Raw genomic sequence first — 22065 nt, 5'->3', positions numbered from 1 at the left:
TGAAATCAGGATTTCAAGTTGTAGTCAGAGGTGAAAATGATCGGTTCCATCACCATAAATGGCTTGAAACCGCCATTTTTCCTCGAACGAGCAAAGCCCGTTCTGCGGATGAAAGTCTGCGACGCTAAAACCAAAAGAAAATTCTTGGTTTTTTGACAGTCTGAACGATATATAATAGTATACCTTTATTTTATGGTGGTTATTCCAAATTATATCAAATCGGAAGCCAAAGGTAGCGTAATTTCAAATACAGCACCATCATCATTATATGCAGTTAAGGTTCCATTCATCATTTCTACAGAGGTTTTGGCAATGGATAATCCCAATCCAAAATTACCACCTTTTCCTTTTTGAAATCGTTCAAAAATTTGATTGATATTAGAAATACCATCACCATCATCTTTTATTTTGAGCATCATTTTGTTTCTGGTTTTGTGCAAAGAAAGTGAAACCTCTTTTTTTGCATAGCGAATGGCATTGGACATAACATTGCCAATGGCTCCACTGAGCAGCTCTTCATTTGCCAAGCAATATGCATTTTCAGCAATGGATAGGGATACGTGAATGTTTTGCGTTTGTGCATATCCAGCATAAGAAGATAAAAATTCATTTAGAAAATCGCCTATGTTTTGTTTGGATAGACGTTTCTTTTTATCAAAACCTTCAACCCTTGCCAAAGTGAGCAAACCATCTACCAAAGAGGTCAAATGTTTGGTTTGGTCAGAAATCAGGTGTGCAGTGCCTTTTGCATCCTCAAAAATACCCATTGCAATCCCATCTGCATAACCTTGTATATTCATAAGAGGTGTACGCAATTCATGGGAAGCATTGTGTAAAAAGGTTTTTTGTGCATTGTTGTATTGATAAATGCTACGGTTCAATTCGTTGATTTTTTGGGTTAGGATATGGATTTCCAGACTACTTTTGTTTTCGGGTAATAGTACCAATTCATTGGCTTGATATGCATCTAAAGTAGAGACAATATCTGTGATGGGTTTGGTGATTTGTGTAGAAATTTTACGAGAAAGTGGTAGAAAAACACTCAAAACCACAAGGGATACCAAGAACAAAATTCCGTTGAGTGCCAATATAAAACTAGAAGAAATTTGTCCAGAAGTGATGTACACTACTTTATCAACTGTAAGTTTGTTACCCACATCAATTTGCATTGCATGATAGTTTTGAAATCCTTGTGAAAAGGAAATGGCACCTGCTTCTAAGCTGGTTTTGGCGTATGCTTTTTCTAAAATTGCATCATCTAAAAAATCCAAATCATATTCTTTCAAATCACTGAGCTGACCCAATTGATCAAAAATAAGAAGTTCTGTATTTTCTAGCTTGCTGCTGCTCATGGAAAGTTGCATCAATCCAATTTCATTATTTTTTGCTTTGATAGAAGACTGTGATTGATTACTTTGAATGCTTTGCTCCAAAAGTATGCCTGCTTCTTCTAAATTGGCTTTGGACTCCATATAGGTATAGGTATAAACCAATAAATTGAACAATATAAAAATAGATAAAGGGATGGCAATAATCAATATAAAAAATGGCTTAGATATTTTATTTTGAATGGAAACCATTTACATCTCCTCCAATTCCAATTTGAATCCAAATCCCCAAACAGAAACAATACGTACATTGGTTTTGATGAGTTTTTTACGCAATCGCTTCAATACATCATCACAGGCTTTGGTATCTGTTTCAAAGTCAAATTTCCAGACGTTTTTGAGGATTTCTTCTCGGGAAACTGCTTTGTCAGAGTGTTCAAATAGATATACCATCAGTGCAAATTCTGTGGGTGTCAAATCTAAGGTTTCACCTTTGGCTGTACAGGTTTTGTAAGCCACATCCAATAGTATATTTCCATAGGACAAAGTTTCTTTTTTTGCTGTTTGCTCACTGATTGCCATACGTCTGAAAATAGATTTGACACGCACCACCAATTCCATAGGTGCAAATGGTTTCACCAAATAATCATCAGCACCCATGGTGATTCCTGTGATGCGATCCAGTTCTGTATCCTTTGCAGAAACAATGACAATGGGTACATTGTGTTTTTCTCTAATGGTAGAACAAAGGGTAATGCCATCTGTACCGGGCATCATCACATCTAAAATCACCATATCAGAAGGGTTTATCTCAAAAGCAGATAACAACGCATCTCCAGTTGGAAAGGTTTCCACAATATAACCACTGTTTTTCAAAAATCCACTGATGATGTCTCGAATACTTTTTTCATCATCTGCTACATATATAGTTTGCATATTCATCACCTCATGGTGGTATTTTAGCATAGGAATATCTGGAAGAAAAGTGCATTTTCAATTTTGCCTATAGTTTGCCTATTTTCAACCGATGATTTTCCACTGGCATATGTTATATACTTTGGTTACAGGGAAAACAAAAATAATCCACATCCCTGAACGAAAGGAGAATGTATATGTTGAAAAAAAGAATGGTAACATCTATGATGGTAGGAGCAATGCTCATTGTATCTATGAGCACACAGGCATTTGCAGCAACAGTAGGAGAAGATGGTACAAGAACACCTGAATTTTCCAAAGAGGAAGTTTCTGCTGGATTGGCTGAAAAGGGACTTACCTTAGAGGAAGCACTTGCAAACTTAGAAGCAAAGAGCATAACCTTACAAGAAGCCAAAACAAAAATGGAAGACTTGGAAGCTAAATTGGCAGAAAAAGGTATGACTTTGGAAGAAGCATTGGAAAAGTGGGAATCCAAAGGTTTGGGTGCTAGATTAGCAGAAAAAGGGATTACCTTAGAAGAAGCACTGGCAAATCTGGAATCTAAAAGTTTGGCTTTGGAATCAAAGATTGCAGAAAAAGCAACGAAAGTTGGTCAAAAGAACAGAAATCGAGAAGAAACAGAAAGTTTATAAGTATTGTTTGTAGGGAGAATTCTATATCCTCCCATTTTCAGGCATAACAAAAAGCGATACCCATATTTCTATAGGTATCGCCATTTTTATGTTGTAAAGGCAATTCCGCACAACCCTGATTGCAAAATTTGAGGGTTGTGCGGTGTTGACTAAGTTAAACTCTACTTACACCAAGTGTAACTTTTTCGCCATTGACATTCCATTCTTTGGAATATTCACCACCAGCACCAGCAACAACTTCTTCTGCCAAAACATCAGCAGAAATGTCATTTGCTGCAAAGACTGCTGCAACTTTATCATTACCTGTGTGATAAACACGGATACGGTCAGTTACATTGAAATCAGCTTCTTTACGCATGGTTTGGATTTTGCTCACCAATTCACGAACAAAGCCTTCTTCAATCAATTCTTCTGTCAAGTTGGTATCCAAAACAACAGTCAAATTGGAATCGCCACTGGATACGAAACCACCTTTTTCAGATGTTTCTACCAATACATCATCCATTTCCAAAACAACTTCTTCGCCTTCGATGGAAAGAGTTGCTTTGCCATCTGCACGAAGGGTAGCCATAAATTCTGTACCATCTACTTCTTTCAAAGCAGCTCCAATAGCAGGCACCAATTTACCGTATTTTTTACCCAAAGTACGAAGTTGTGGTTTGAAATTATATGTTGTGAATGCTTCCACATCATCTGTAAAGGTGATTGCTTTTACATTCAATTCGTCTGTTACGATATTGCAGTAGGATTCTGGCAAAGATTGACCTGCTTTTACATACATCATCGCCAAAGGTTGACGATTTTTTGTACCAGCAGTGTTTCTTGCAGAACGTCCTTCTACAACCACTTTCAAAACGAAGTCCATGTTGGTTTCCAAATCTGCATCCACCCAATCAGCGTGGTATTCTGGCCAATCGCAAAGGTGAACACTTTCTTCTGCATCTGGAGTCACTTGTTTCACCAAGTTGCCATAGATTTCTTCAGCAATGAATGGTGTAAATGGAGCAGTGAGTTTTGTGAGAGTATCCAAAACAGTGAACAATGTCATGTAAGCATTGATTTTGTCTTGTTCCATACCTTCAGCCCAGAAACGTTCACGACTACGACGTACATACCAGTTGGACAAATCGTCTACAAATTCAGCCATTGCACGAGCAGGTTCTGTCAATTTGTAAGTGTTCAAACAATCATCTACAAAGAGGTTCAATGTTTGCAATTTGGAAAGAATCCATTTGTCCATTGGAGGCAATTGGTCATAATCCAATGTGTAGTTGTTTGGATTGAATCCATCGATATCTGCATAGAGGATGTAGAATGCATATGTGTTCCACAAAGTACCCATGAATTTTCTTTGGAGTTCAGAAACCGCTTCGTCATAGTATCTACTTGGCAACCAAGGAGCAGAGTTTGCATAGAAGTACCAACGAACAGCGTCAGCACCTTGTTTGTCCAAAGCATCCCAAGGATTGACAACGTTACCTTTGTGTTTACTCATTTTTTGACCATGTTTGTCTTGTACGTGACCCAAAACAATACAGTTTTTGAATGGAGATTTGTCAAAGATCAATGTACCAATAGCAAGCAAAGTGTAGAACCAACCACGAGTTTGGTCAACTGCTTCACTGATGAAGTCAGCAGGGAAGTTTTCGTTGAAGACATCTTCGTTTTCAAATGGATAGTGGAGTTGTGCAAATGGCATGGAACCACTATCGAACCAACAGTCAATAACTTCTGGAACACGAGTCATCAAACCGCCACATTCAGGACAATTCAAGTGAACTGCATCAATGAAAGGTTTGTGAAGTTCGATTTCATCTGGGCAATCAGGAGACATTTCTTTCAGCTCTGCAATGCTACCGATTGTATGTCTATGACCACATCCACATTCCCAGATTGGAAGTGGTGTACCCCAGTATCTTTCACGGGAAATACCCCAGTCAATTACGTTTTCAACGAAGTTACCCATACGACCATCTCTGATGTTTTCTGGGTACCAGTTAACGGATTTTGTGTTTGCAACCAATTGGTCACGAACAGCTGTCATTTTGATGAACCAAGTGCTTCTTGCATAGTAGATCAAAGGTGTGTCACATCTCCAACAGAATGGATAGTTATGGGAGAATGGGATTGCTTTGAACAAGGAACCGTTTTCTTCCATATATTCCAAAACTTTTGGATCAGCAGCTTTGACAAACATACCAGCAAATGGACCAGTTTCAGCAGTCATGTTACCTTGGCTATCTACATATTGATGGAAAGGAACACCGTATTTGTTACAAACACGAGCATCATCTTCACCAAAAGCACCAGCACTATGAACCACACCAGTACCATCTGTCAATGTTACATAAGGGTCACATGTTACGATATATGCTTTTTCGTCAGCTTCGAGGAATGGGAAGAGTGGTTCATATCTCATGTATTCAAGAGCTGCACCATCCATAGTTTCCATAACTTCGTATGTGCCTTCACCCAAAACATCATCAAGAAGAGCTTCTGCCAAAATAGCAACATAATCTTGATATTTAACTTTTGCATAAGTTTCTTTTGCATTTACAGTCAAAGCCACGTTAGATGGCAATGTCCAAGGAGTGGTTGTCCAAGCAAGGAAATATTCGTTGTCTTTGCCTTCTACCTTGAATTTTGCAATTGCAGACATTTCTTCTACATCTTTGTAGCCTTGTGCCACTTCATGAGAGGACAAAGCAGTTCCACAACGTGGGCAATAAGGAACAACTTTATGGCCTTTGTAAAGAAGATCTTTGTCCCAGATTTTTTTGAGCGCCCACCATTCAGATTCAATATAATCATTGTGGTATGTTACATAAGGATGATCCATATCAGCCCAGAAGCCAACACGATCACTCATTGCACGCCATTCTTTTTCGTAGGTCCAAACGCTTTCTTTACATTTTGCGATGAAAGGTTCTACGCCATAACCTTCGATTTGTTCTTTGCCATCAAGACCCAAAGACTTTTCAACTTCCAATTCTACAGGCAAACCGTGGGTATCCCATCCAGCTTTTCTCAGAACTTTGTAGCCTTTCATGGTTTTGTAACGAGGGATGATATCTTTTACCGCTCTTGTGATGATATGACCGATATGTGGTTTACCATTAGCAGTTGGTGGTCCATCATAGAAGGTAAATACAGGTGCACCTTCTCTGGCTTTGATACTTTTTCCAAAGATATCATTGTCTTTCCATTGTTTTTCAACTTGGACTTCACGTTCCACGAAGTTCATGTTGGTTGGGACTTTGTTATACATTGTTCCAATCCTCCTTAATCATATAATTTCCATTGAATACTTGTGGGTTTTCAATTTTTGACATAAAAAAAACCCTTTGCCCCCACACAGGACGAAAGGATTCGTGGTACCACCTGATTTGACAGCCAAAACTGTCCACTCATTGCATCCAAAATAGGATACAGGTCTTTAACGCAGACATACGACAGAGCCTACTGAACAAAAGTTGTTCGGTCTGTTGCTTAGGAGGGATGTTCTTCACTTTTTCTGATGCTGGGATTCCACCTTGCTCCAGCTCTCTGAATTCAGATATATAAGGAATACTGTCTCCGTCATTGCAGATGATATAATTCATACTCCAGTATTATACCTTGCATTCTGGGGGTTGTAAAGAGATTATTTGTATGTTTTTTGTATTTTTATAATACATGGTTATTTTATATAAAATTTATCTTCTTTCCATTTTGCTTCATTGGTATCAATGTATTGCCAGATTTCCAAATAGGACTTGTGGTTGCGAATCACATGATCATGAAATCGAAATTGCCAAATTTTTCTACTTTTTGTTTCATCCATTTGGTTTGCTTTTTTTGTGGATATGGATTTCAACACACAAATGATATCACCAATTGTAGGATGAAGATTTATTATATTGTCACCACCATCATTAGTTGTAGGGCAAGGGCTCTGCTCTTGCCTTTCTCCAACAATAGAAATGAGTAAATGTACATGATTTGGCATAATGACGTAATGGTCTAAAGATATTTGTGGAAATCGTTGTTGTAATTCTTTGATTTCGAAGTCAACAATAGAGCCAATAGGGGATAAGCGGCAAGAGTAGAGATCATCATTTTGCAAGCAAAATCACCTACGGTGACCGCCATATCTTTGGCGGTGAGTCCTTGCTCTACAGTATCAGTGATTTCTTCATGAATTTCACCAAATATTGGTTTTTTGTCATAAGAACAAATGGTGATAAAATAGGCACCATTTTGGCTATAATCATATTCTTTGAGACGCAAGGGTTTTCGTTTTGCATACATCAGCATCACCTGTAAAATTATTTTTGTTTTTTGGATATGGCTTAGAGATATTGGTTCTACCTAAAATATAATCAGTGGAAGTATTATAGAAATCAGCAAGTTTCAACAAATGAATGACAGGAATCACTTGAAAACCTCTTTCATATCTGGAATAAACCGTTTGGGTAATCATCAAATATTCAGCAATGTCTTTTTGTAACAAATCTCTATCTTCTCGTAAATCACGCAATCTTTGAAACAACACAATAACACTCCTTTCGTAGTACATATCAATACTATTGACGTTACTATAAAGTGGTGTTATTCTATTCTATACAGTACTATTAAGTACTATGCAAATGACTATTTATTTTTGCATGGGGCAGAATGATTGGTTCTACCTAAAATATAATCAGTGGAAGTATTATAGAAATCTGCCAAAGCTACAATCAAATGAGCAGGTATTTCTCGTTTGCCTATTTCGTAGTTGCTATAAACACGTTGGTCTATACCCAAATGATGCGCAACTTCTTTTTGTACCAAATCATGGTCATTTCGTAAATCTTTCAAACGTGGATAGTACATAAAAATCACCTCAACACCAGTATATGTACTATCGAATAATAGTATTGGTTTTACTATTGAATGATAGTAAAATAGTGATGAATAGCATTAGAGGTGAGAAAGGGGTTTATCATGAGAAAAGATTATTGTGTAAAATGTTGGAAAGAAAATTACGGTAGGACAGAACAGCGTAAACATTTTATATGTTCCAATACATTAGGTATTTGTGAAGGATGTGGAAAGAAAAAGAGAATTGTTTTGCAAGATGATGCCTATATAGGAGAATATTCCATATTGGAAAGTCATATTGCATTTTTGAGTATTTGGTTATTGAAAGAATTGTTTTATGTAATGGTACGAATGATACAAAGAATATTTGACAAATAAATCGTAGGGGATGGATTTCCCATCCCGCAAGCATCTTTTTTCAAACATCCAACAATTCACACAATTCCAACAACCCACAAACCTCATAAGTCGGTTGATATGGTGTTTTATTTTCTTCCTTATGGAAATTGAACCAACAAGTATCAATTCCAGCCAAAATACCACCTTGGATATCAGAAGGCAACGAATCACCAATCATAAGTGCATCTTCTTTCACAAAGTTAGGAATGTGGCTAAAACAATGGTTGAAAAACGCAAGTTCTGGCTTTTGAGCACCCACTTCTTCAGAAATGAATACATCTTTGAAATATGGTTTCAAACCAGAATCCTGAACACGTCTCACTTGTGTGGAACCAACGCCATTGGTTGCAGCATACAAATCATATTTTGTAACAAGTCGATCCATTGCCTCAATTGCATATGGCATCAAATCGGCACCGGTGGAAAGTGCTTTTCGGTAAGCAACTTCCATTGCATCACCATCTGCGTCAATGCCAAAATGAAGAAAGGTATCGTGGAATCTGTGTGCAAAAATTTCATCCCTTGGGATTTCACCCTTTTCAAATGCACCCCACAAAGCATGGTTGCGAGCAATATAAAAATTACGAATTTCTTCTGTCAGTGGTACACCAATTTCAGCAAAACAATGTGTCAATCCATTTGCTTCAGATGCATCAAAATCCAACAAAGTACGATCCAAGTCCAAAAGCAATATCTTTTATTCATTATAAAAATCCTCCATCTAGGGTTAAAATTTGTCCAGTCAAATAAGAAGAAGCATCATTTGCCAAGAATACAGCAACATTACCCACTTCTTCGGTGGTACCAAAACGCATCATTGGGATTTCATCTGCTAAATTTTGACGTTCTTCTGCATCAAAACAAGCGTTCATTTGTGTTTCAATAACACCACAAGCAATGGCATTGACACGAATACCAGAAGGTGCATATTCCTTTGCAAGTGCCTGTGTAAATGCGTTGATGGCACCCTTTGTTGCAGAGTACACCGCTTCACAAGAAGCACCACTATTGCCCCAAATGGAAGAAATATTGATGATAGTTCCTAATTTATTGCGTACCATACTAGGCAATGCCAAATGACAACAATTGCAAACAGATTCGAAATTGATAGCAATCATTTTCTGCCAATTTTCAGGTCGCATATCGGTAAACAAACCAATGTGAGAAATACCAGCATTGTTCACCAAAACATCAACAGTACCATAGGCGTTTTCAATTTCTTGGAACATTTTTTGACAAGCAACATAATCAGAAACATCTGCCAAAATGGGGAGCACAGAAATGCCCAAATCTTCCAATTCTTTTGCTGTATTCAGAAGTTCTTCTTGGCTTTTGGAAGCATTCAAAACAATACGATAGCCAGCTTTTCCAAAGGCTTTGGCAATGCCACGACCAATACCACGAGAGGAACCTGTAATCAAAACGGTTTTTTGCATAGGAGATTGTCACCTCTTTCTTTGTATGAGCATATTGTATCTGAAAACATGTGGAAACACAATACAGAAATATCATATACTAAATTTCTTAAGAGAAATTAAGTATTCATAAAAAAGAAAATGTGATATACTATTATATAAATTTAAAAAATGTGATGATAGAAAATGTATAGAGTAAGGAGAAGCCTATGTTAGACTGGATCAATGGCAAAGAGATGCGTTATATAGAAATTTTTAGTCTTGGGATGTATATTTTTCGTAAAAACTTCAAAAAAATAGCATTTGTTGTAGGGGTTGTATTCTTTCCTATTGCAATACTGCATACCTTCATTATGAATCAAATGTTTTTGACTGCAAGTTCCTTGTCAGTTTTGATGCAAGCAACTAGTGTAGATACGGTTGCCTTGTGGGATATGGCAAAAGCGTATGGTGGCAATCAATTGTTGCAAATCATGGTGCTGTTATGGTTGGAACCAGTGGGAGCCATTGCCATTGCAAAGTTGGCAAAATCCTATCTTGTGGAGGAAGAAATGTCTCCAAAGGATGCAATTGGTGAAGGTCTCAATTGTTTGGGAACTTATATGGCAGCAGGTGTATTGGTTGCTTTGGGTGTGGGTCTTGGATTTGGTGCGTTTGTGATACCAGGAGTGTATCTTGGTGTTTTGGTGATGTTTTATATACAAGCCATTGGCTTATCCGGTCAAACAGGTAAAAAATCCATTCAATATAGTGCAGTTTTGGTAAAGGGTAGATGGTTCAAAAGTTTGGGGTTTTTCATATTCATCTTTATGCTTGGTGTAGGGTTCAATAGTATGATTGAATTGGTGGTTTCTTTGCTTGGAGATGGTTTTGTTGTGGATGCGATATTCATGGCATTGTCTTACTTTACAGAAAGTTTGATGTTCATTTGCATGACTGTATTGTTCCTAAACCGTGAAATGTTGGTACATGGTAAAAAATTATCTAAAAACATTGTGGATGCAGTTGCGTTTGCAGAGGTTGAATAAATCATTTTAGGAGGCTTTTAAGGCTCCTTTTTTATTTCGATTTTTTGAAAATAAGGGTTTGTATACAGGAATATCTTTCCTTTGCTTTTGTTTTGCAATTGTAGTGTATCCAATTTCAATATTTTAAAAAGATTTCTTTTGTATTTACATATTTTGCTAGATATTATGGATGTGATTTGATATACTATAAGGTACAAATTATATAAATAAATGAAAAGGACGGTGTATATATGTATTCAGGAAATGCGGAGTTTACAGAAGGCGAAATGAAATATCTAAAACTATTGTCCAATCAATATAAAAATACAAATAGTGCAGCAACAGAAGTCATCAATTTGAAGGCGATTTTGAATTTACCAAAGGGAACAGAACACTTTGTTTCAGACATTCATGGGGAATTGGAATCGTTTCGCCATGTGTTGCGGAATGCTTCTGGTGTAATCAAGGATTTGATTGATGAAGTATTTGGCACAAGTCTTAGAGTTAGCGAAAAAAAGACTTTGGCAACTTTGATTTACTATCCAGAAATGAAGCTCAAACATGTGCGTGAACAAGAAGACGAATTGGAAGATTGGTATCGCATTACCCTACATAGATTGGTGATCATTGCAAAGATTGGTGCTTCCAAATATACACGTTCCAAGGTTCGTAAAGCATTGCCACAGGAATTTGCATATATTATGGAAGAACTCATTCATAGCAACGATGGTGTCAATAAAGAGATGTATTACAACGAAATCATCAATACCATCATTGATTTGGGGCAAGCAGATCGTTTCATTGCAGCACTGGGCAATTTGATCCAACGTTTGGCAATTGATCGTTTGCATGTCATTGGTGATATTTACGACAGGGGTCCAGATGCAGCAGCAATTATGGATATTTTGGCAGCTTACCATTCTGTGGATATCCAATGGGGTAATCATGATTTGGCTTGGATGGGTGCAGCAGCAGGTTGTCAAGCACTCATTTGTAATGTGCTTCGTATCCAAACCAGATACGCAAACCACGATACCATTGAAGAAGATTATGGCATCAATTTGATTCCACTGGCTACTTTTGCAATGGAAACTTACAAAGACGATCCATGCACAGAATTTGCACCAAAAGGTATGGATAATCCTATGAGTGACAAGGATTTTGATATGATTGCCAAAATGCACAAAGCAATTTCCATCATGCAATGGAAGATGGAATCCAAAATCATCAAAAGACGACCAGAATTCCATATGGAAGACCGTATGTTGTTGGATAAAATCAATTTTGAAACAGGTATGGTTACCATTGATGGTGTGGAACATCCTATGTTGGATATGAATTTCCCTACCATCAATCCAGAAAATCCATATGAATTGACACCAGAAGAACAAGAAGTTATGGACAAAATCAAATTCTCCTTTGTGAACAGTGCTCGTTTGCAAGAACACATTCGTGTATTGTATGCAAAGGGTAGTATGTATACCATTTGGAATAGCAATTTGTTGTATCATGGTGGCATTCCAATGAATCCTGATGGTACTTTGAAAGTGGTTACTTTCCGTGGTCAAAAATACAGTGGCAAAGAATACTTTGATGAAGTGGAACGTACTGCCAGAGAAGGATATTTTGGATATCCACATAGTGAAAGCAAACGTGAATGTTTAGATTTGATGTGGTATTTCTGGTGTGGAGCAGATTCACCTTTATTTGGAAAACAAAAAATGACTACATTTGAACGTTACTTTGTGGCAGATAAAACAACACACAAAGAATTGAGAAATCCATACTATGATTTGCGTAACGATGAATCGGTGTGCAATCGTATTATGGAAGCATTTGGTTTGAATCCTTCCTATTCTCATATTGTCAATGGACATGTGCCAGTTAAGGTTTCCAAAGGTGAAGATCCAATCAAAGGGAATGGGAAATTGTTTGTAATCGATGGTGGTTTTGCAAAAGCATACCAAAAAGTAACAGGCATTGCAGGTTATACCTTGATTTTCAATTCCCATGGTATGGTTTTGGTATCACATGAACCATTTGTATCCACAGAAGCAGCTGTTTCAGAAGAAATGGACATTCACTCTTCTACAGTGGCATATCAATATGCACAAAAGAGAATTCGTGTCAAAAATACAGATATTGGTAAAAAACTAAAGGAAAGCATTGCAGATTTGGAAAAATTGGTATACGCATATCAAAAGGGTATCATCAAAGAGCAATGATATAGAGGATGAGTATGAATACAAAGCAAGTAAAAGGATTTTTGATGACTATGGCAGGCGCTGCTTGTTGGGGTGTGTCTGGTTGTTTTGGGCAATATCTGTTTTTGGAAAAAGATATGACAGCAGAATGGCTTGTTGTGGTACGTTTGGTGGTTGCAGGTATTTTGCTTGTGGCAATTGGATTTCTCAAAGAAAAAAAGAAAATGTTTGAGGTGTTTCAAAATAAAAAAGATACCAAAACTTTGTTGGTGTTTTCATTTTTTGGTATGATGATGTGCCAATATTCCTATTTTGCAGCAGTCAAACATGCCAATGCGGGTACAGCTACAGTCATCCAAGCGTTGAATGCAGTTGCGGTTTTGACCTATGTGTGTGTCAAAGGTAGACGCAAACCCAATAAAATGGAAGTTTTGGCGATTTGTATTGCTTTGGTGGGTATTTTCCTATTGAGCACAGGTGGCGATATCCACAATATGCCATTGACCACAGTGGCATTGGGCTTTGGATTGATTTCAGCAGGGTGTGTTGCAGTGTATAACATCATATCAGGAGAAATTATGAAAAAATATGGTGTGTATGCCATTGTAGGATATGGTATGCTCATTGGTGGATTGATTATGCTACCATTTGCAAGACCTTGGAATGAATCTTATCCTGTGGATATGGGACTAGCCATTGCATTGTTTGGTGTTGTCATTGTAGGTACAGCAGTTGCGTTTTCTTTGTTCTTGAAAGGAATCAGCATTGTAGGACCATTTGTAGGTAGTTTGATGAGTGGTTTTGAATCTGTTATTGCAGTTGGTGGTTCTGTTTTGTTCTTGGGTTCTGCATTTAGTGTAGTGGAATTGGTTGGAGTTGTTTTGATTTTATCAACGGTATATCTATTGACCATCAATTCTGCAAAACAACGATAAAAATATATTTTGAGATAAAGAAAGAGCTGTGTGGAGAAATCCATACAGCTCTTTTGCACGCAAATGACTGAATTTATTTGTTTTTATGGTTTTGTAGGGGTATCCCTATGTGGGCACCCGCCACCACAACCTATAATTATACGCATTTTGTAGGGGATGGCGTCCCCGACATCCCGTTATAAATCACCACAAAAGACAATATTCTGTAGGGGTGGATTCCATATCCACCCCTTATCATCCAACCATTATTTTACAGATGCAGTAGGTGCTGATGGTTTACGGTCGAAGAATGGACTCTTAGCGGAAACGGAAAGTGGAATACCATATACCATAAATACTTTATCGGAAAATAGACCCAAAGAAAGGGCAGCTTTGCCAGCAGAATACATGATACGATTGTCAATGTGATGGTTTGCAGCAACAGAAACAGCAGAACCAATGGCAATTCCCAAATCACCAACAGAAAAGGCACAGTGAGCACCTGTTTTTGCAGCTTCACCACAATTTTGTGTGCCACAATATCCACAATGGCTGATACCACGATAGGTTTCTTGTGCACCGAACAACACAATCATTGGACAGGCTTCCAAATTGCCAGCATCACGAATGAAAAATTCTTGTTCATTGAGAGTACCCAAGCGACGCATTTCAGCAGCAAGTGCATCTTTGTCAGCACCATCCAAAATCATAGCTTCCATACTATCAATACCACTGCCTTTTGGTGCAGTTTTGCCAGCAGCAACCATCAATTTTGCAACGGTTTCAATGGCTTCCAAATGGATTTGTTCTTCTGTGTACTTCATAAAATAACCTCCTTGTCAATGATGTGTTTTGTTTGTATTAGTATACAATAGAAGAAAGGCATTTTGCAAGGGTCGAAGAGAAAAAGAAATTGCAGATAAAAAGAGATTGCAGATAAAAAGAAATTGCAGATAAAAAGAGATAGGATTTTTATGCAAAATATGGTATACTTTAATATATAAGGCAACACTGCACAACCCCCTATCACAACCTTTGCGGTTTATTTCCCCGTCAGAATCACCAAAAATACTCGACGATATTTCCGATATCGCCTGTGTTTTTTAATAATTATGACGAAAAAATCTACTTGCAAATTTTGTAATTAGGGTTATGCGGTATTGCCATGGTATTTTGTGAAAAAACAAGATATTTTATACTAGGGATTCAGTTTAGGGGACTTTATATAGAAATAAAGCTATAGAATTAAAGAGGTGGAAATTTTGGCAGAGCGAAAAACAACAACAAAAACAGGTACAACCAAAAAAACAGGTACAGCAGCAAAAACAGCTGCAAAATCAACAGCAAAAAAGACAACAACCAAAAAAACAGCAACAAATGCAAAAACCACAAGTGGTACCACATCACGTGTACCAGAACGTTATGGTAATAGTATTGTAGACGAAATCATAGTGATTTTGATTCTGGTGTTATCGGTTGTGGCAATCATCAGCTTGGTGACTGGTAAAATGGGTGTTTTTGGTACGCTTTGCAATGGATTGTTGCAGGGGTTGTTTGGCTTTGGTGGTGTTTTGGTACCCATTGGTGTTTTGGGATTTGGTGTTTGGTATTTGATGACATCGGATAGAACCTATGCATTTATTCGTGGTTTTGGTGGCGTTTTATTTGTTCTCTGTGTGTCTGCATTGATTCAAGTGTTGCATCCTGTATCTTCTTTACAAATGAGTGTTTTGGATGTGATTCCATATTATTATAGTGAAGGTGGCTGGCTGAATGGTGGTTTGTTGGGTGGCTTGTTGGGTGATTTATTGACTGGTGCATTGGATGTTTTAGGCAGTGTAATTTTGTTGATTGCACTTATGATTATTGGTTTCATTATGGGAACTGGCAAGTCCGCAATTCATTTGATTGAAGCATTTTTCATTCATCGCAAAGTGCGTAAAAAAATTCATAATGAAAAGGTGAAAAGCAAAGCAGAACAAATCAGACAAAGAGAAATTGTGGAAGAAGAAAGACAACGCAAATTAGAAGAACGCAAACGAGAACGCAATTTGAATTTTGTTATGAAACAAAAACAAGAGGAAATGGACGAACCAACAGAAATCCAATATCCTAGAACAAAAAGAGCAGAGTATGCAAAAAAAAGCTTGGCAACTATAGAAGAAGCAATTCCAAAAGACCCAGCAAAATTCAACTTCCAAATAGATGAACCAGAGTTGGAATTGGGTTGGAGTAGAAAAGCAGTGCCTGTGGAATCTGTTGTTGCAGAACCAGTGGCAGAAAAGGTGATTCCTTTTCCTAAGAAAAACAATCGTTTTGAAATTGTGGACGAAGAACCAGAAGCTACACCAGAAATGAATGCACCAGAGATGAATATACCAGAAGAAGATGCAGTTTCTGATGATTTTGCTTATGAAGATGAATATACAGATATTCCAGTTATGGGTGCAAGCATTGCAGATTATGCAGAAAATGAATTGAACAAATTGGATGCTGTAGAAGACAATTCTTTGGCAGATTTGCAGGATTTGGAACGAGTGGAAGCACAAATGACAAAACCAACTCCTCCTGTGGTGCCACCAGCTCCAACAGCAGTGCCTGTCATGAAAGAAATTCCAAAAACAGAAGTAAAATCAGTGGCAAAAGAGGTTCTATATATCTATCCACCTATTTCACTTTTGGGACGTGATCCACAATCTGGTGGCAACCAATCCAAAGCAGAAATGTTGGAAAATGCAAAGAAATTGGAAAGTACTTTGAAAAGTTTTGGTGTAGAAGCCAAGGTCATTCAAATCAACAAAGGACCTACTGTAACCAGATATGAATTGTCTCCGAGTCAAGGGGTTAAGGTTAGCAAAATTGTGAATTTGGCAGATGATATTGCGCTGAATTTGGCAGCAAGTGGCATTCGTATCGAAGCACCAATTCCAGGAAAAGCAGCAGTGGGTATCGAAGTCCCAAACAAAGAAACACAATCTGTATATTTGCGTACTGTCGTTGAAAGTGATACCTTCAAAAATCATCCATCTAAAGTTGCTTTTGCTTTGGGTGAAGATATCACAGGACAACCGGTTGTGACAGATATTGCAAAAATGCCACATCTTTTGATTGCAGGTGCAACAGGCAGTGGGAAGAGTGTTTGTATCAACACGTTGATCACCAGTATTTTGTATAAAGCAGACCCAAAAGAAGTGAAATTGCTTTTGATTGATCCAAAAGTGGTGGAGCTCAGTGTATACAATGGCATTCCGCATTTGATGATTCCAGTTGTAACAGATCCAAAGAAAGCATCAGCAGCACTCAATTGGGCAGTGCGTGAAATGTTACAACGATACAATGACTTTGCAGCCTTTGGTGTGCGTGATATGAAAGGGTTCAATGCCTTAAAAGAACGTGAAGGCGATCCTGATGCAAAAATGGCTCAAATTGTCATTATCATCGATGAGCTTGCAGATTTGATGATGGCTGCTTCTGGTGAGGTGGAAGATGCAATTTGTCGTTTGGCACAAATGGCTAGAGCTGCTGGTATGCATTTGATCATTGCAACACAAAGACCGTCTGTGGATGTCATCACAGGTGTTATCAAGGCAAATATTCCATCACGTATGGCGTTTGCAGTGTCTTCTGGTATCGATTCCAGAACCATTTTGGATATGGTTGGTGCAGAAAAATTGATGGGCAAAGGGGATATGCTCTTTAGTCCAGCAGGTCAAGGAAAACCAGAACGTTTGCAAGGTGCTTTTGTTACAGATAGCGAAGTGGAAGAAATCGTTTCTTTCTTAAGAAAAAGCGGCAAACCTACGTATACAGAAGAAACCATTGAAGAAATTACAGCAGTGGCACAAGCAGCAGCACCATCTGGTGAAGGTGAAGATGAACTCTTTGAGAAAGCTGTGGAAATGGTCATTGAAAAAGAAAAAGGCTCTGCTTCCATGTTGCAAAGACAATTCCGCATTGGTTTCACACGAGCAGGTAGACTCATCGATGCAATGGAACGCCATGGCATTGTTGGCGAAGATGAAGGCAATAACAAACCACGTAGAGTGCGTATCACTATGGCACAGTGGTATGAAATGAAAAATCCAAGTGCAGAATCAGAACCAATTGAAGAAGAAATCAATTGAAAATAAATGAATGATATAAATTGTTGGGTTATGACTTGCTATATCCATTATCCATATCATCCAAATAAATTGTAGGGGCAGATTCCATATCTGCCCGTATCTATATCCAATCACATAGAAAGGAGACTGAAAATGACAAAAAAAGAGAAAGTAGGTCATGTTTTGGACTTGCTTTATGAATATTATGGACCAACAGAATGTTATTTGCATCACGAAAATGAATGGCAATTGTTGATTGCAACCATGTTATCGGCACAGTGCACAGATGATCGGGTCAACATTGTAACCAAGGATTTATTCCAAAAATACACATCCATTCAAGACTTTGCAGAAGCATCCTTAAAAGAATTGGAGAAAGACATTCATTCCATTGGTTTCTATCACAACAAAGCAAAAAACATCATTTCTTGTTGTCAAAGGTTGCTGTCAGAATTTGGTGGACAGGTGCCATCAGATTTGGATGAATTGACTTCTCTTGCTGGTGTAGGCAGAAAAACAGCGAATGTGGTACGTGGCAATTGGTATGATATCCCTAGCATTGTTGTAGATACCCATGTAAAACGTGTTTCCAATATGTTGGGACTCACCAAAAGTGATGATCCTGTCAAAATTGAATTTGAACTGATGAAAATTGTACCCAAGGAAAAATGGATTGAAATCAACACCCAAATGATTGCTCATGGAAGAAAAATTTGCATTGCAAGACGTCCGCAATGTGAAGTCTGTTTCTTGACACCATATTGTGTTGGCAAAAAGAAAATTGTAAAAAAAGATTGAAAAAAACTTATCAAAAAACTCTACCAATGAAAACAATCTATTTCGTAAAATAACGTAAATTTTTATTCATATCTTATGTTATTTATCAAAAATATACGGAAAAATAGGGAATATTCATAATAAAACAAAACATACACTTGGTGGAGTGTTTGGCAAAAACTGGTGCAGTGGGTCGAATTTTTTTTTAATAAGTATATTGACATTCCTACTACAGTATAAGATACACTAAAACCAAGTTAAGAGAAATCTTAATTTGAGGCTGTAGATACTATTCAAACGATACATATTTATGAGGAGGAATTTACAATGGTAGGTAAAAAAGTTGTACATCACTTGATGATGAGCGCAAAAGATGGTCACTACACAGGCGATTTGGTAAACGGTGCTAGAATCGTAAACCAATGGGGCGATGTTGGTACAGAATTGATGGTTTATGTTGATGGCGATATTAGCTTGTTCTTGGGCTACAAAGATATCGAATTCACAGCTCCTGTATACGTTGGCGATTTCATGGAATATGTTGGTTGGATTGAAAAAGTTGGTAACCAATCCTATCAATGTGTATTTGAAGCTTACAAAGTTGCTGGTATGTGCAACAGAGCTCACATGGACATGACAGGCATGAACGATACTGCTGCTACAGGTTTTGAACCTCCTATCCTTTGTGGTAAAGCTATTGGTAGCCTTTACATTGCTAAAGCTGACCAAAGAGGTCCTCAAATTGAAGCTTTCAAGGATGCAGTTCATCCACAATAAGACTTTAAGAGAATTAGGGGTGTAGATCATATCTACACCCTTTCTTTTTCAAAATGTATTGTTAAGTATGTATTATATATGTAGTTGAAGATGGAAAGCGAATGGATATCCGCTTTTTTTTCTTAAATAAAAATAATCAAAGGTAAAAAAAGAAAGGAAGTGACAATATGGCAAGACCATTGGAAGGTATTCGTGTATTGGACTTGACACAAGCATATAGTGGACCATTTTGTACAATGAACTTGGCTGACCACGGTGCTGAAGTTATCAAAATTGAACGTCCAGGTTCAGGAGATCAAACTCGTGCTTGGGGTCCTATGGAAAATGATTACAGCGGTTACTATGCTTATATCAACAGAAATAAAAAAGGTGTTACACTCAATCTTGCTTCTGACGAAGGTAAAAAAATCTTCACAGAATTGATTAAAACAGCTGACGTTGTCTGTGAAAACTACAAAGTAGGTGTTTTGGAAAAATTGGGCTTTACATATGAAGTAATGAAAGAAATCAATCCTCGTATCATCTACGGATCCATCAGTGGATTTGGTTTGACAGGTGATTTGGCATCTCGTCCATGTTACGATATCGTTGCACAAGCAATGAGTGGTATGATGAGTGTAACTGGTTTTGCAGATGGTCCACCATGTAAAATTGGTCCTTCTGTAGGCGATAGCTACACAGGAGCTTACTTGTGTATGGGCGTTTTGATGGCTTTGTATGAAAGAGAAAAAACAGGCGTTGGTAGAAGACTTGATGTTGCTATGGTTGACACATTGTACTCCACAATGGAAAACTTCGTTGTAGAATACACAATTGCTGGCAAACATCCTCATAGAGCTGGTAACCAAGATCCAAGTATTGCTCCATTTGACTCCTTCAAAGCAAAAGATGCAGATTTCGTAATGGGTTGTGGTACAAACAAAATGTTCGCTGGTCTTTGTTCTGCAATGGGCAAAGAAGAATTAATCGAAGATCCACGTTTCAAAACAAACTTGTTGCGTTGTGAAAACTACTTGACAGATTTGAAACCAATCGTTGAAGAATGGACACAAACCAAAACAGTTGCAGAGTTGGAAGAAATCATCTGTGGACTTTCCATTCCATTTGGTCCAATTCTTACAATTCCAGAAGTTTCTGATAGTGATTTGACAAAAGAAAGAAACATGCTTTGGGAAGTATATCAACCAGGTATGGATCGCACCATCAAAATCCCAGGAACACCTATCAAAATTCATGGTGAAGTGGATGAAGCACAAAAAGCTGCACCTGTTTTGGGTGAAGACAATGTTGCAATCTACACTGAAGTTTTGGGTATTTCTGCTGAAGAAGTGGCTGCTTTGGAAGAAAATAACATTATCTAAGTTGATACAATATGATATAACGGTGTAGGTGGCTTTTTGGCTGCCTACACCATATCAAAATGTGGTTTATAGTAGAAGTTTTGGGCAATTCCAAGTGAAAGAAGGGTAAGTCATATGTCTGATGGCAACAATTATTATTCTATTGGCAAAGTTTCGACACTGTGTAATGTGCCAATTAAAACATTGCGATACTATGATAAAATTGGGCTGTTGGTTCCTGAATATCGGAAGTCAGATAGCCGATATCGCTATTATACACAAAATCAAATTTTAACACTTTTTATTATTCGAAAGTTAAAGGTTTTGGGCATTCCGCTCAAAGAAATCAATGAGATTGTTTCCAAGAAAGATGCAAGCCAAATGAGTGCTTGTATCCAAGGACGCTTGATGGAGATTGGTCAAATGATAGAGGATTTGAACAATCAATATGCAGAAGGACAGCTCCTTTTGGAACGCTTGGAAAAAGGACATAATCTTTTGGAAACAGAACAATCCAATTGGACAACAGAAGGCATCCAAGTGGAAGATATTCCGGTTAGAAATGTGGTATTCACCAGAAGAATAAAGAAGGATTATAAAAACAACGATGTATCGGTGGATCGTTGGTTCGAATTGTTTGAGATGGTTGCAGAATGGAAATTACGCACTGTGGGGGCAGTCGTATTGACATACCATAACAGTCCATTGGAACAGTTTTTCAAGTCAGATTGTGATTTGGAAATTAGTATGCAGGTCAATGAAATGCGTGATACACCAGAGTTTAAAACTTTTGGTGGTTTTCGTGCAGTCACTGCTTTGCACATTGGTCGCAATGACCAAATCATCCAAACACATATCAAAGCAATCAAATGGTTGAATCAACAAGGATATGAAATCAAAGGGCCTATTTCTGAGGAGTATATCATTTCTCCAGTGGATATCAATAATGAAGAAAATCACATTACAAAAATCATCATTCCAATTTCAGATTGATGTTAGGAGCAGGCATTTGCTTGCTCTTTTTTTATTATCACCGAACACCACAATATAAATTGGAATTTGTAGGGTATGATGCCCATATCGTATCAACGAATATACCAACTAGCATCAAAATAGAATCTTAAGGTTTTATTGCAAAACTGCAAAATTATAGTGATTTTGTTTCAAATGTGATATAATGAATTCATAAAAGGAGATGAATATATGTTGTCTATTTTGTTTTATTTGGCAGTGATATCTGGGTTTTTATTTCCAAAATATTTGATTACAGCCATACGTTCACAAGATGAGGAAAATGAAGTGCCAAAAAATACACTTGGTGCTTGTATCACATTTGGACTTGTAGTATTGGGAATGAGTATGGTTGCAGCATATTAGTATGAATTTGAGTT

Annotated in this window: 20 protein-coding genes and 1 other annotated feature; of the genes, 11 read left to right on the top strand and 9 right to left on the bottom strand. The window is 37.6% G+C overall.

Going from position 1 to position 22065, the window contains the following annotated elements; all coding sequences use genetic code 11:
• Positions 1–209: 209 nt before the first annotated feature.
• Both MJY40_RS09810 and MJY40_RS09805 read right to left on the bottom strand, forming a co-directional pair.
• A complete protein-coding gene (locus MJY40_RS09810; protein ID WP_317854064.1) occupies positions 210–1580 on the bottom strand; it encodes a sensor histidine kinase in 1371 nt (456 codons plus the stop codon).
• Positions 1581–2264, bottom strand: coding sequence for a response regulator transcription factor (locus MJY40_RS09805; protein ID WP_317854063.1), 684 nt, complete (start codon positions 2262–2264; stop codon positions 1581–1583).
• Between the two features lie 176 nt (positions 2265–2440).
• Here MJY40_RS09805 and MJY40_RS09800 point away from each other — a divergent pair, with 176 nt between their 5' ends.
• Positions 2441–2896: a hypothetical protein gene (locus MJY40_RS09800; RefSeq protein WP_317854062.1), complete on the top strand. Its 456-nt coding sequence runs from the start codon at positions 2441–2443 to the stop codon at positions 2894–2896.
• Between the two features lie 154 nt (positions 2897–3050).
• Here MJY40_RS09800 and ileS read toward each other — a convergent pair whose 3' ends face one another.
• The 4 genes from ileS to MJY40_RS09780 all read right to left on the bottom strand — a co-directional run bounded on the left by ileS (position 3051) and on the right by MJY40_RS09780 (position 7750).
• Positions 3051–6164, bottom strand: a complete 3114-nt coding sequence (gene ileS / locus MJY40_RS09795; protein WP_317854061.1) for an isoleucine--tRNA ligase — start codon at positions 6162–6164, stop codon at positions 3051–3053.
• Positions 6165–6248: 84 nt separating this feature from the next.
• Positions 6249–6488: a binding site (T-box leader), on the bottom strand.
• A 410-nt stretch (positions 6489–6898) separates the two neighbouring features.
• Positions 6899–7186 (bottom strand): hypothetical protein, encoded by a 288-nt coding sequence (locus MJY40_RS09790; RefSeq protein ID WP_317854060.1) that lies wholly within the window; start codon positions 7184–7186, stop codon positions 6899–6901.
• A complete protein-coding gene (locus MJY40_RS09785; protein WP_317854059.1) occupies positions 7146–7430 on the bottom strand; it encodes a helix-turn-helix domain-containing protein in 285 nt (94 codons plus the stop codon). Before MJY40_RS09785 ends, MJY40_RS09790 begins: the two co-directional genes overlap by 41 nt.
• A 98-nt stretch (positions 7431–7528) precedes the next feature.
• Complete coding sequence (locus MJY40_RS09780; RefSeq protein ID WP_317854058.1) at positions 7529–7750, bottom strand: helix-turn-helix domain-containing protein; 222 nt, start codon at positions 7748–7750, stop codon at positions 7529–7531.
• A 111-nt stretch (positions 7751–7861) separates the two neighbouring features.
• Here MJY40_RS09780 and MJY40_RS09775 point away from each other — a divergent pair, with 111 nt between their 5' ends.
• Positions 7862–8116 carry a hypothetical protein gene (locus MJY40_RS09775; protein WP_317854057.1) on the top strand — a complete coding sequence of 85 codons (255 nt, stop codon included), beginning with the start codon at positions 7862–7864 and terminating at the stop codon, positions 8114–8116.
• 40 nt (positions 8117–8156) lie between these two features.
• Here MJY40_RS09775 and MJY40_RS09770 read toward each other — a convergent pair whose 3' ends face one another.
• Positions 8157–8822 carry a YjjG family noncanonical pyrimidine nucleotidase gene (locus MJY40_RS09770; protein WP_317854056.1) on the bottom strand — a complete coding sequence of 222 codons (666 nt, stop codon included), beginning with the start codon at positions 8820–8822 and terminating at the stop codon, positions 8157–8159.
• A gap of 19 nt (positions 8823–8841) precedes the next feature.
• Positions 8842–9573 carry an elongation factor P 5-aminopentanone reductase gene (gene ymfI, locus MJY40_RS09765; RefSeq protein WP_317854055.1) on the bottom strand — a complete coding sequence of 244 codons (732 nt, stop codon included), beginning with the start codon at positions 9571–9573 and terminating at the stop codon, positions 8842–8844.
• A gap of 188 nt (positions 9574–9761) precedes the next feature.
• On the opposite strand from ymfI, the gene MJY40_RS09760 reads away from it, so the two are divergent.
• The 3 genes from MJY40_RS09760 (at position 9762) to MJY40_RS09750 (ending at position 13698) form a co-directional block, all read left to right on the top strand.
• Entirely contained in the window at positions 9762–10580 is an 819-nt protein-coding gene (locus tag MJY40_RS09760) for a hypothetical protein (RefSeq protein ID WP_317854054.1), read from the top strand.
• Between the two features lie 230 nt (positions 10581–10810).
• A complete protein-coding gene (locus MJY40_RS09755) occupies positions 10811–12784 on the top strand; it encodes a fructose-1,6-bisphosphatase (protein ID WP_317854053.1) in 1974 nt (657 codons plus the stop codon).
• Positions 12785–12798: 14 nt separating this feature from the next.
• Positions 12799–13698 carry a DMT family transporter gene (locus tag MJY40_RS09750; protein ID WP_317854052.1) on the top strand — a complete coding sequence of 300 codons (900 nt, stop codon included), beginning with the start codon at positions 12799–12801 and terminating at the stop codon, positions 13696–13698.
• A 245-nt stretch (positions 13699–13943) separates the two neighbouring features.
• Here MJY40_RS09750 and MJY40_RS09745 read toward each other — a convergent pair whose 3' ends face one another.
• Positions 13944–14501, bottom strand: coding sequence for a ferredoxin domain-containing protein (locus MJY40_RS09745; RefSeq protein WP_317854051.1), 558 nt, complete (start codon positions 14499–14501; stop codon positions 13944–13946).
• 438 nt (positions 14502–14939) lie between these two features.
• On the opposite strand from MJY40_RS09745, the gene MJY40_RS09740 reads away from it, so the two are divergent.
• The 6 genes from MJY40_RS09740 (at position 14940) to MJY40_RS09715 (ending at position 22051) form a co-directional block, all read left to right on the top strand.
• A complete protein-coding gene (locus MJY40_RS09740; protein ID WP_317854050.1) occupies positions 14940–17801 on the top strand; it encodes an FtsK/SpoIIIE family DNA translocase in 2862 nt (953 codons plus the stop codon).
• A gap of 132 nt (positions 17802–17933) precedes the next feature.
• Positions 17934–18578: an endonuclease III gene (gene nth, locus MJY40_RS09735; protein WP_317854049.1), complete on the top strand. Its 645-nt coding sequence runs from the start codon at positions 17934–17936 to the stop codon at positions 18576–18578.
• A gap of 306 nt (positions 18579–18884) precedes the next feature.
• Complete coding sequence (locus MJY40_RS09730) at positions 18885–19334, top strand: hypothetical protein (protein WP_317854048.1); 450 nt, start codon at positions 18885–18887, stop codon at positions 19332–19334.
• A gap of 167 nt (positions 19335–19501) precedes the next feature.
• Positions 19502–20695: a CaiB/BaiF CoA transferase family protein gene (locus MJY40_RS09725; protein WP_317854047.1), complete on the top strand. Its 1194-nt coding sequence runs from the start codon at positions 19502–19504 to the stop codon at positions 20693–20695.
• Between the two features lie 114 nt (positions 20696–20809).
• Entirely contained in the window at positions 20810–21667 is an 858-nt protein-coding gene (locus tag MJY40_RS09720) for a MerR family transcriptional regulator (protein WP_317854046.1), read from the top strand.
• Positions 21668–21877: 210 nt separating this feature from the next.
• Entirely contained in the window at positions 21878–22051 is a 174-nt protein-coding gene (locus MJY40_RS09715; RefSeq protein WP_317854045.1) for a hypothetical protein, read from the top strand.
• The last annotated feature ends 14 nt before the right edge of the window (positions 22052–22065 follow it).

This window comes from Chakrabartyella piscis, assembly GCA_030067835.1.
In the GTDB taxonomy this organism is placed as follows: Bacteria; Bacillota; Clostridia; order Lachnospirales; family Anaerotignaceae; genus Chakrabartyella; species Chakrabartyella piscis.
This window is presented reverse-complemented; position numbering and strand designations above follow the sequence as displayed.

Excerpts from the sequence above, each read along its gene's own strand:
- MJY40_RS09810 (WP_317854064.1), bottom strand. The coding sequence starts at position 1,580 with ATGGTTTCCATTCAAAATAAAATATCTAAGCCATTTTTTATATTGATT.
- MJY40_RS09805 (WP_317854063.1), bottom strand. The coding sequence starts at position 2,264 with ATGCAAACTATATATGTAGCAGATGATGAAAAAAGTATTCGAGACATC.
- MJY40_RS09800 (WP_317854062.1), top strand. The coding sequence starts at position 2,441 with ATGTTGAAAAAAAGAATGGTAACATCTATGATGGTAGGAGCAATGCTC.
- ileS (WP_317854061.1), bottom strand. The coding sequence starts at position 6,164 with ATGTATAACAAAGTCCCAACCAACATGAACTTCGTGGAACGTGAAGTC.
- MJY40_RS09790 (WP_317854060.1), bottom strand. The coding sequence starts at position 7,186 with ATGTATGCAAAACGAAAACCCTTGCGTCTCAAAGAATATGATTATAGC.
- MJY40_RS09780 (WP_317854058.1), bottom strand. The coding sequence starts at position 7,750 with ATGTACTATCCACGTTTGAAAGATTTACGAAATGACCATGATTTGGTA.
- MJY40_RS09775 (WP_317854057.1), top strand. The coding sequence starts at position 7,862 with ATGAGAAAAGATTATTGTGTAAAATGTTGGAAAGAAAATTACGGTAGG.
- ymfI (WP_317854055.1), bottom strand. The coding sequence starts at position 9,573 with ATGCAAAAAACCGTTTTGATTACAGGTTCCTCTCGTGGTATTGGTCGT.
- MJY40_RS09760 (WP_317854054.1), top strand. The coding sequence starts at position 9,762 with ATGTTAGACTGGATCAATGGCAAAGAGATGCGTTATATAGAAATTTTT.
- MJY40_RS09755 (WP_317854053.1), top strand. The coding sequence starts at position 10,811 with ATGTATTCAGGAAATGCGGAGTTTACAGAAGGCGAAATGAAATATCTA.
- MJY40_RS09750 (WP_317854052.1), top strand. The coding sequence starts at position 12,799 with ATGAATACAAAGCAAGTAAAAGGATTTTTGATGACTATGGCAGGCGCT.
- MJY40_RS09745 (WP_317854051.1), bottom strand. The coding sequence starts at position 14,501 with ATGAAGTACACAGAAGAACAAATCCATTTGGAAGCCATTGAAACCGTT.
- nth (WP_317854049.1), top strand. The coding sequence starts at position 17,934 with ATGACAAAAAAAGAGAAAGTAGGTCATGTTTTGGACTTGCTTTATGAA.
- MJY40_RS09730 (WP_317854048.1), top strand. The coding sequence starts at position 18,885 with ATGGTAGGTAAAAAAGTTGTACATCACTTGATGATGAGCGCAAAAGAT.
- MJY40_RS09725 (WP_317854047.1), top strand. The coding sequence starts at position 19,502 with ATGGCAAGACCATTGGAAGGTATTCGTGTATTGGACTTGACACAAGCA.
- MJY40_RS09720 (WP_317854046.1), top strand. The coding sequence starts at position 20,810 with ATGTCTGATGGCAACAATTATTATTCTATTGGCAAAGTTTCGACACTG.
- MJY40_RS09715 (WP_317854045.1), top strand. The coding sequence starts at position 21,878 with ATGTTGTCTATTTTGTTTTATTTGGCAGTGATATCTGGGTTTTTATTT.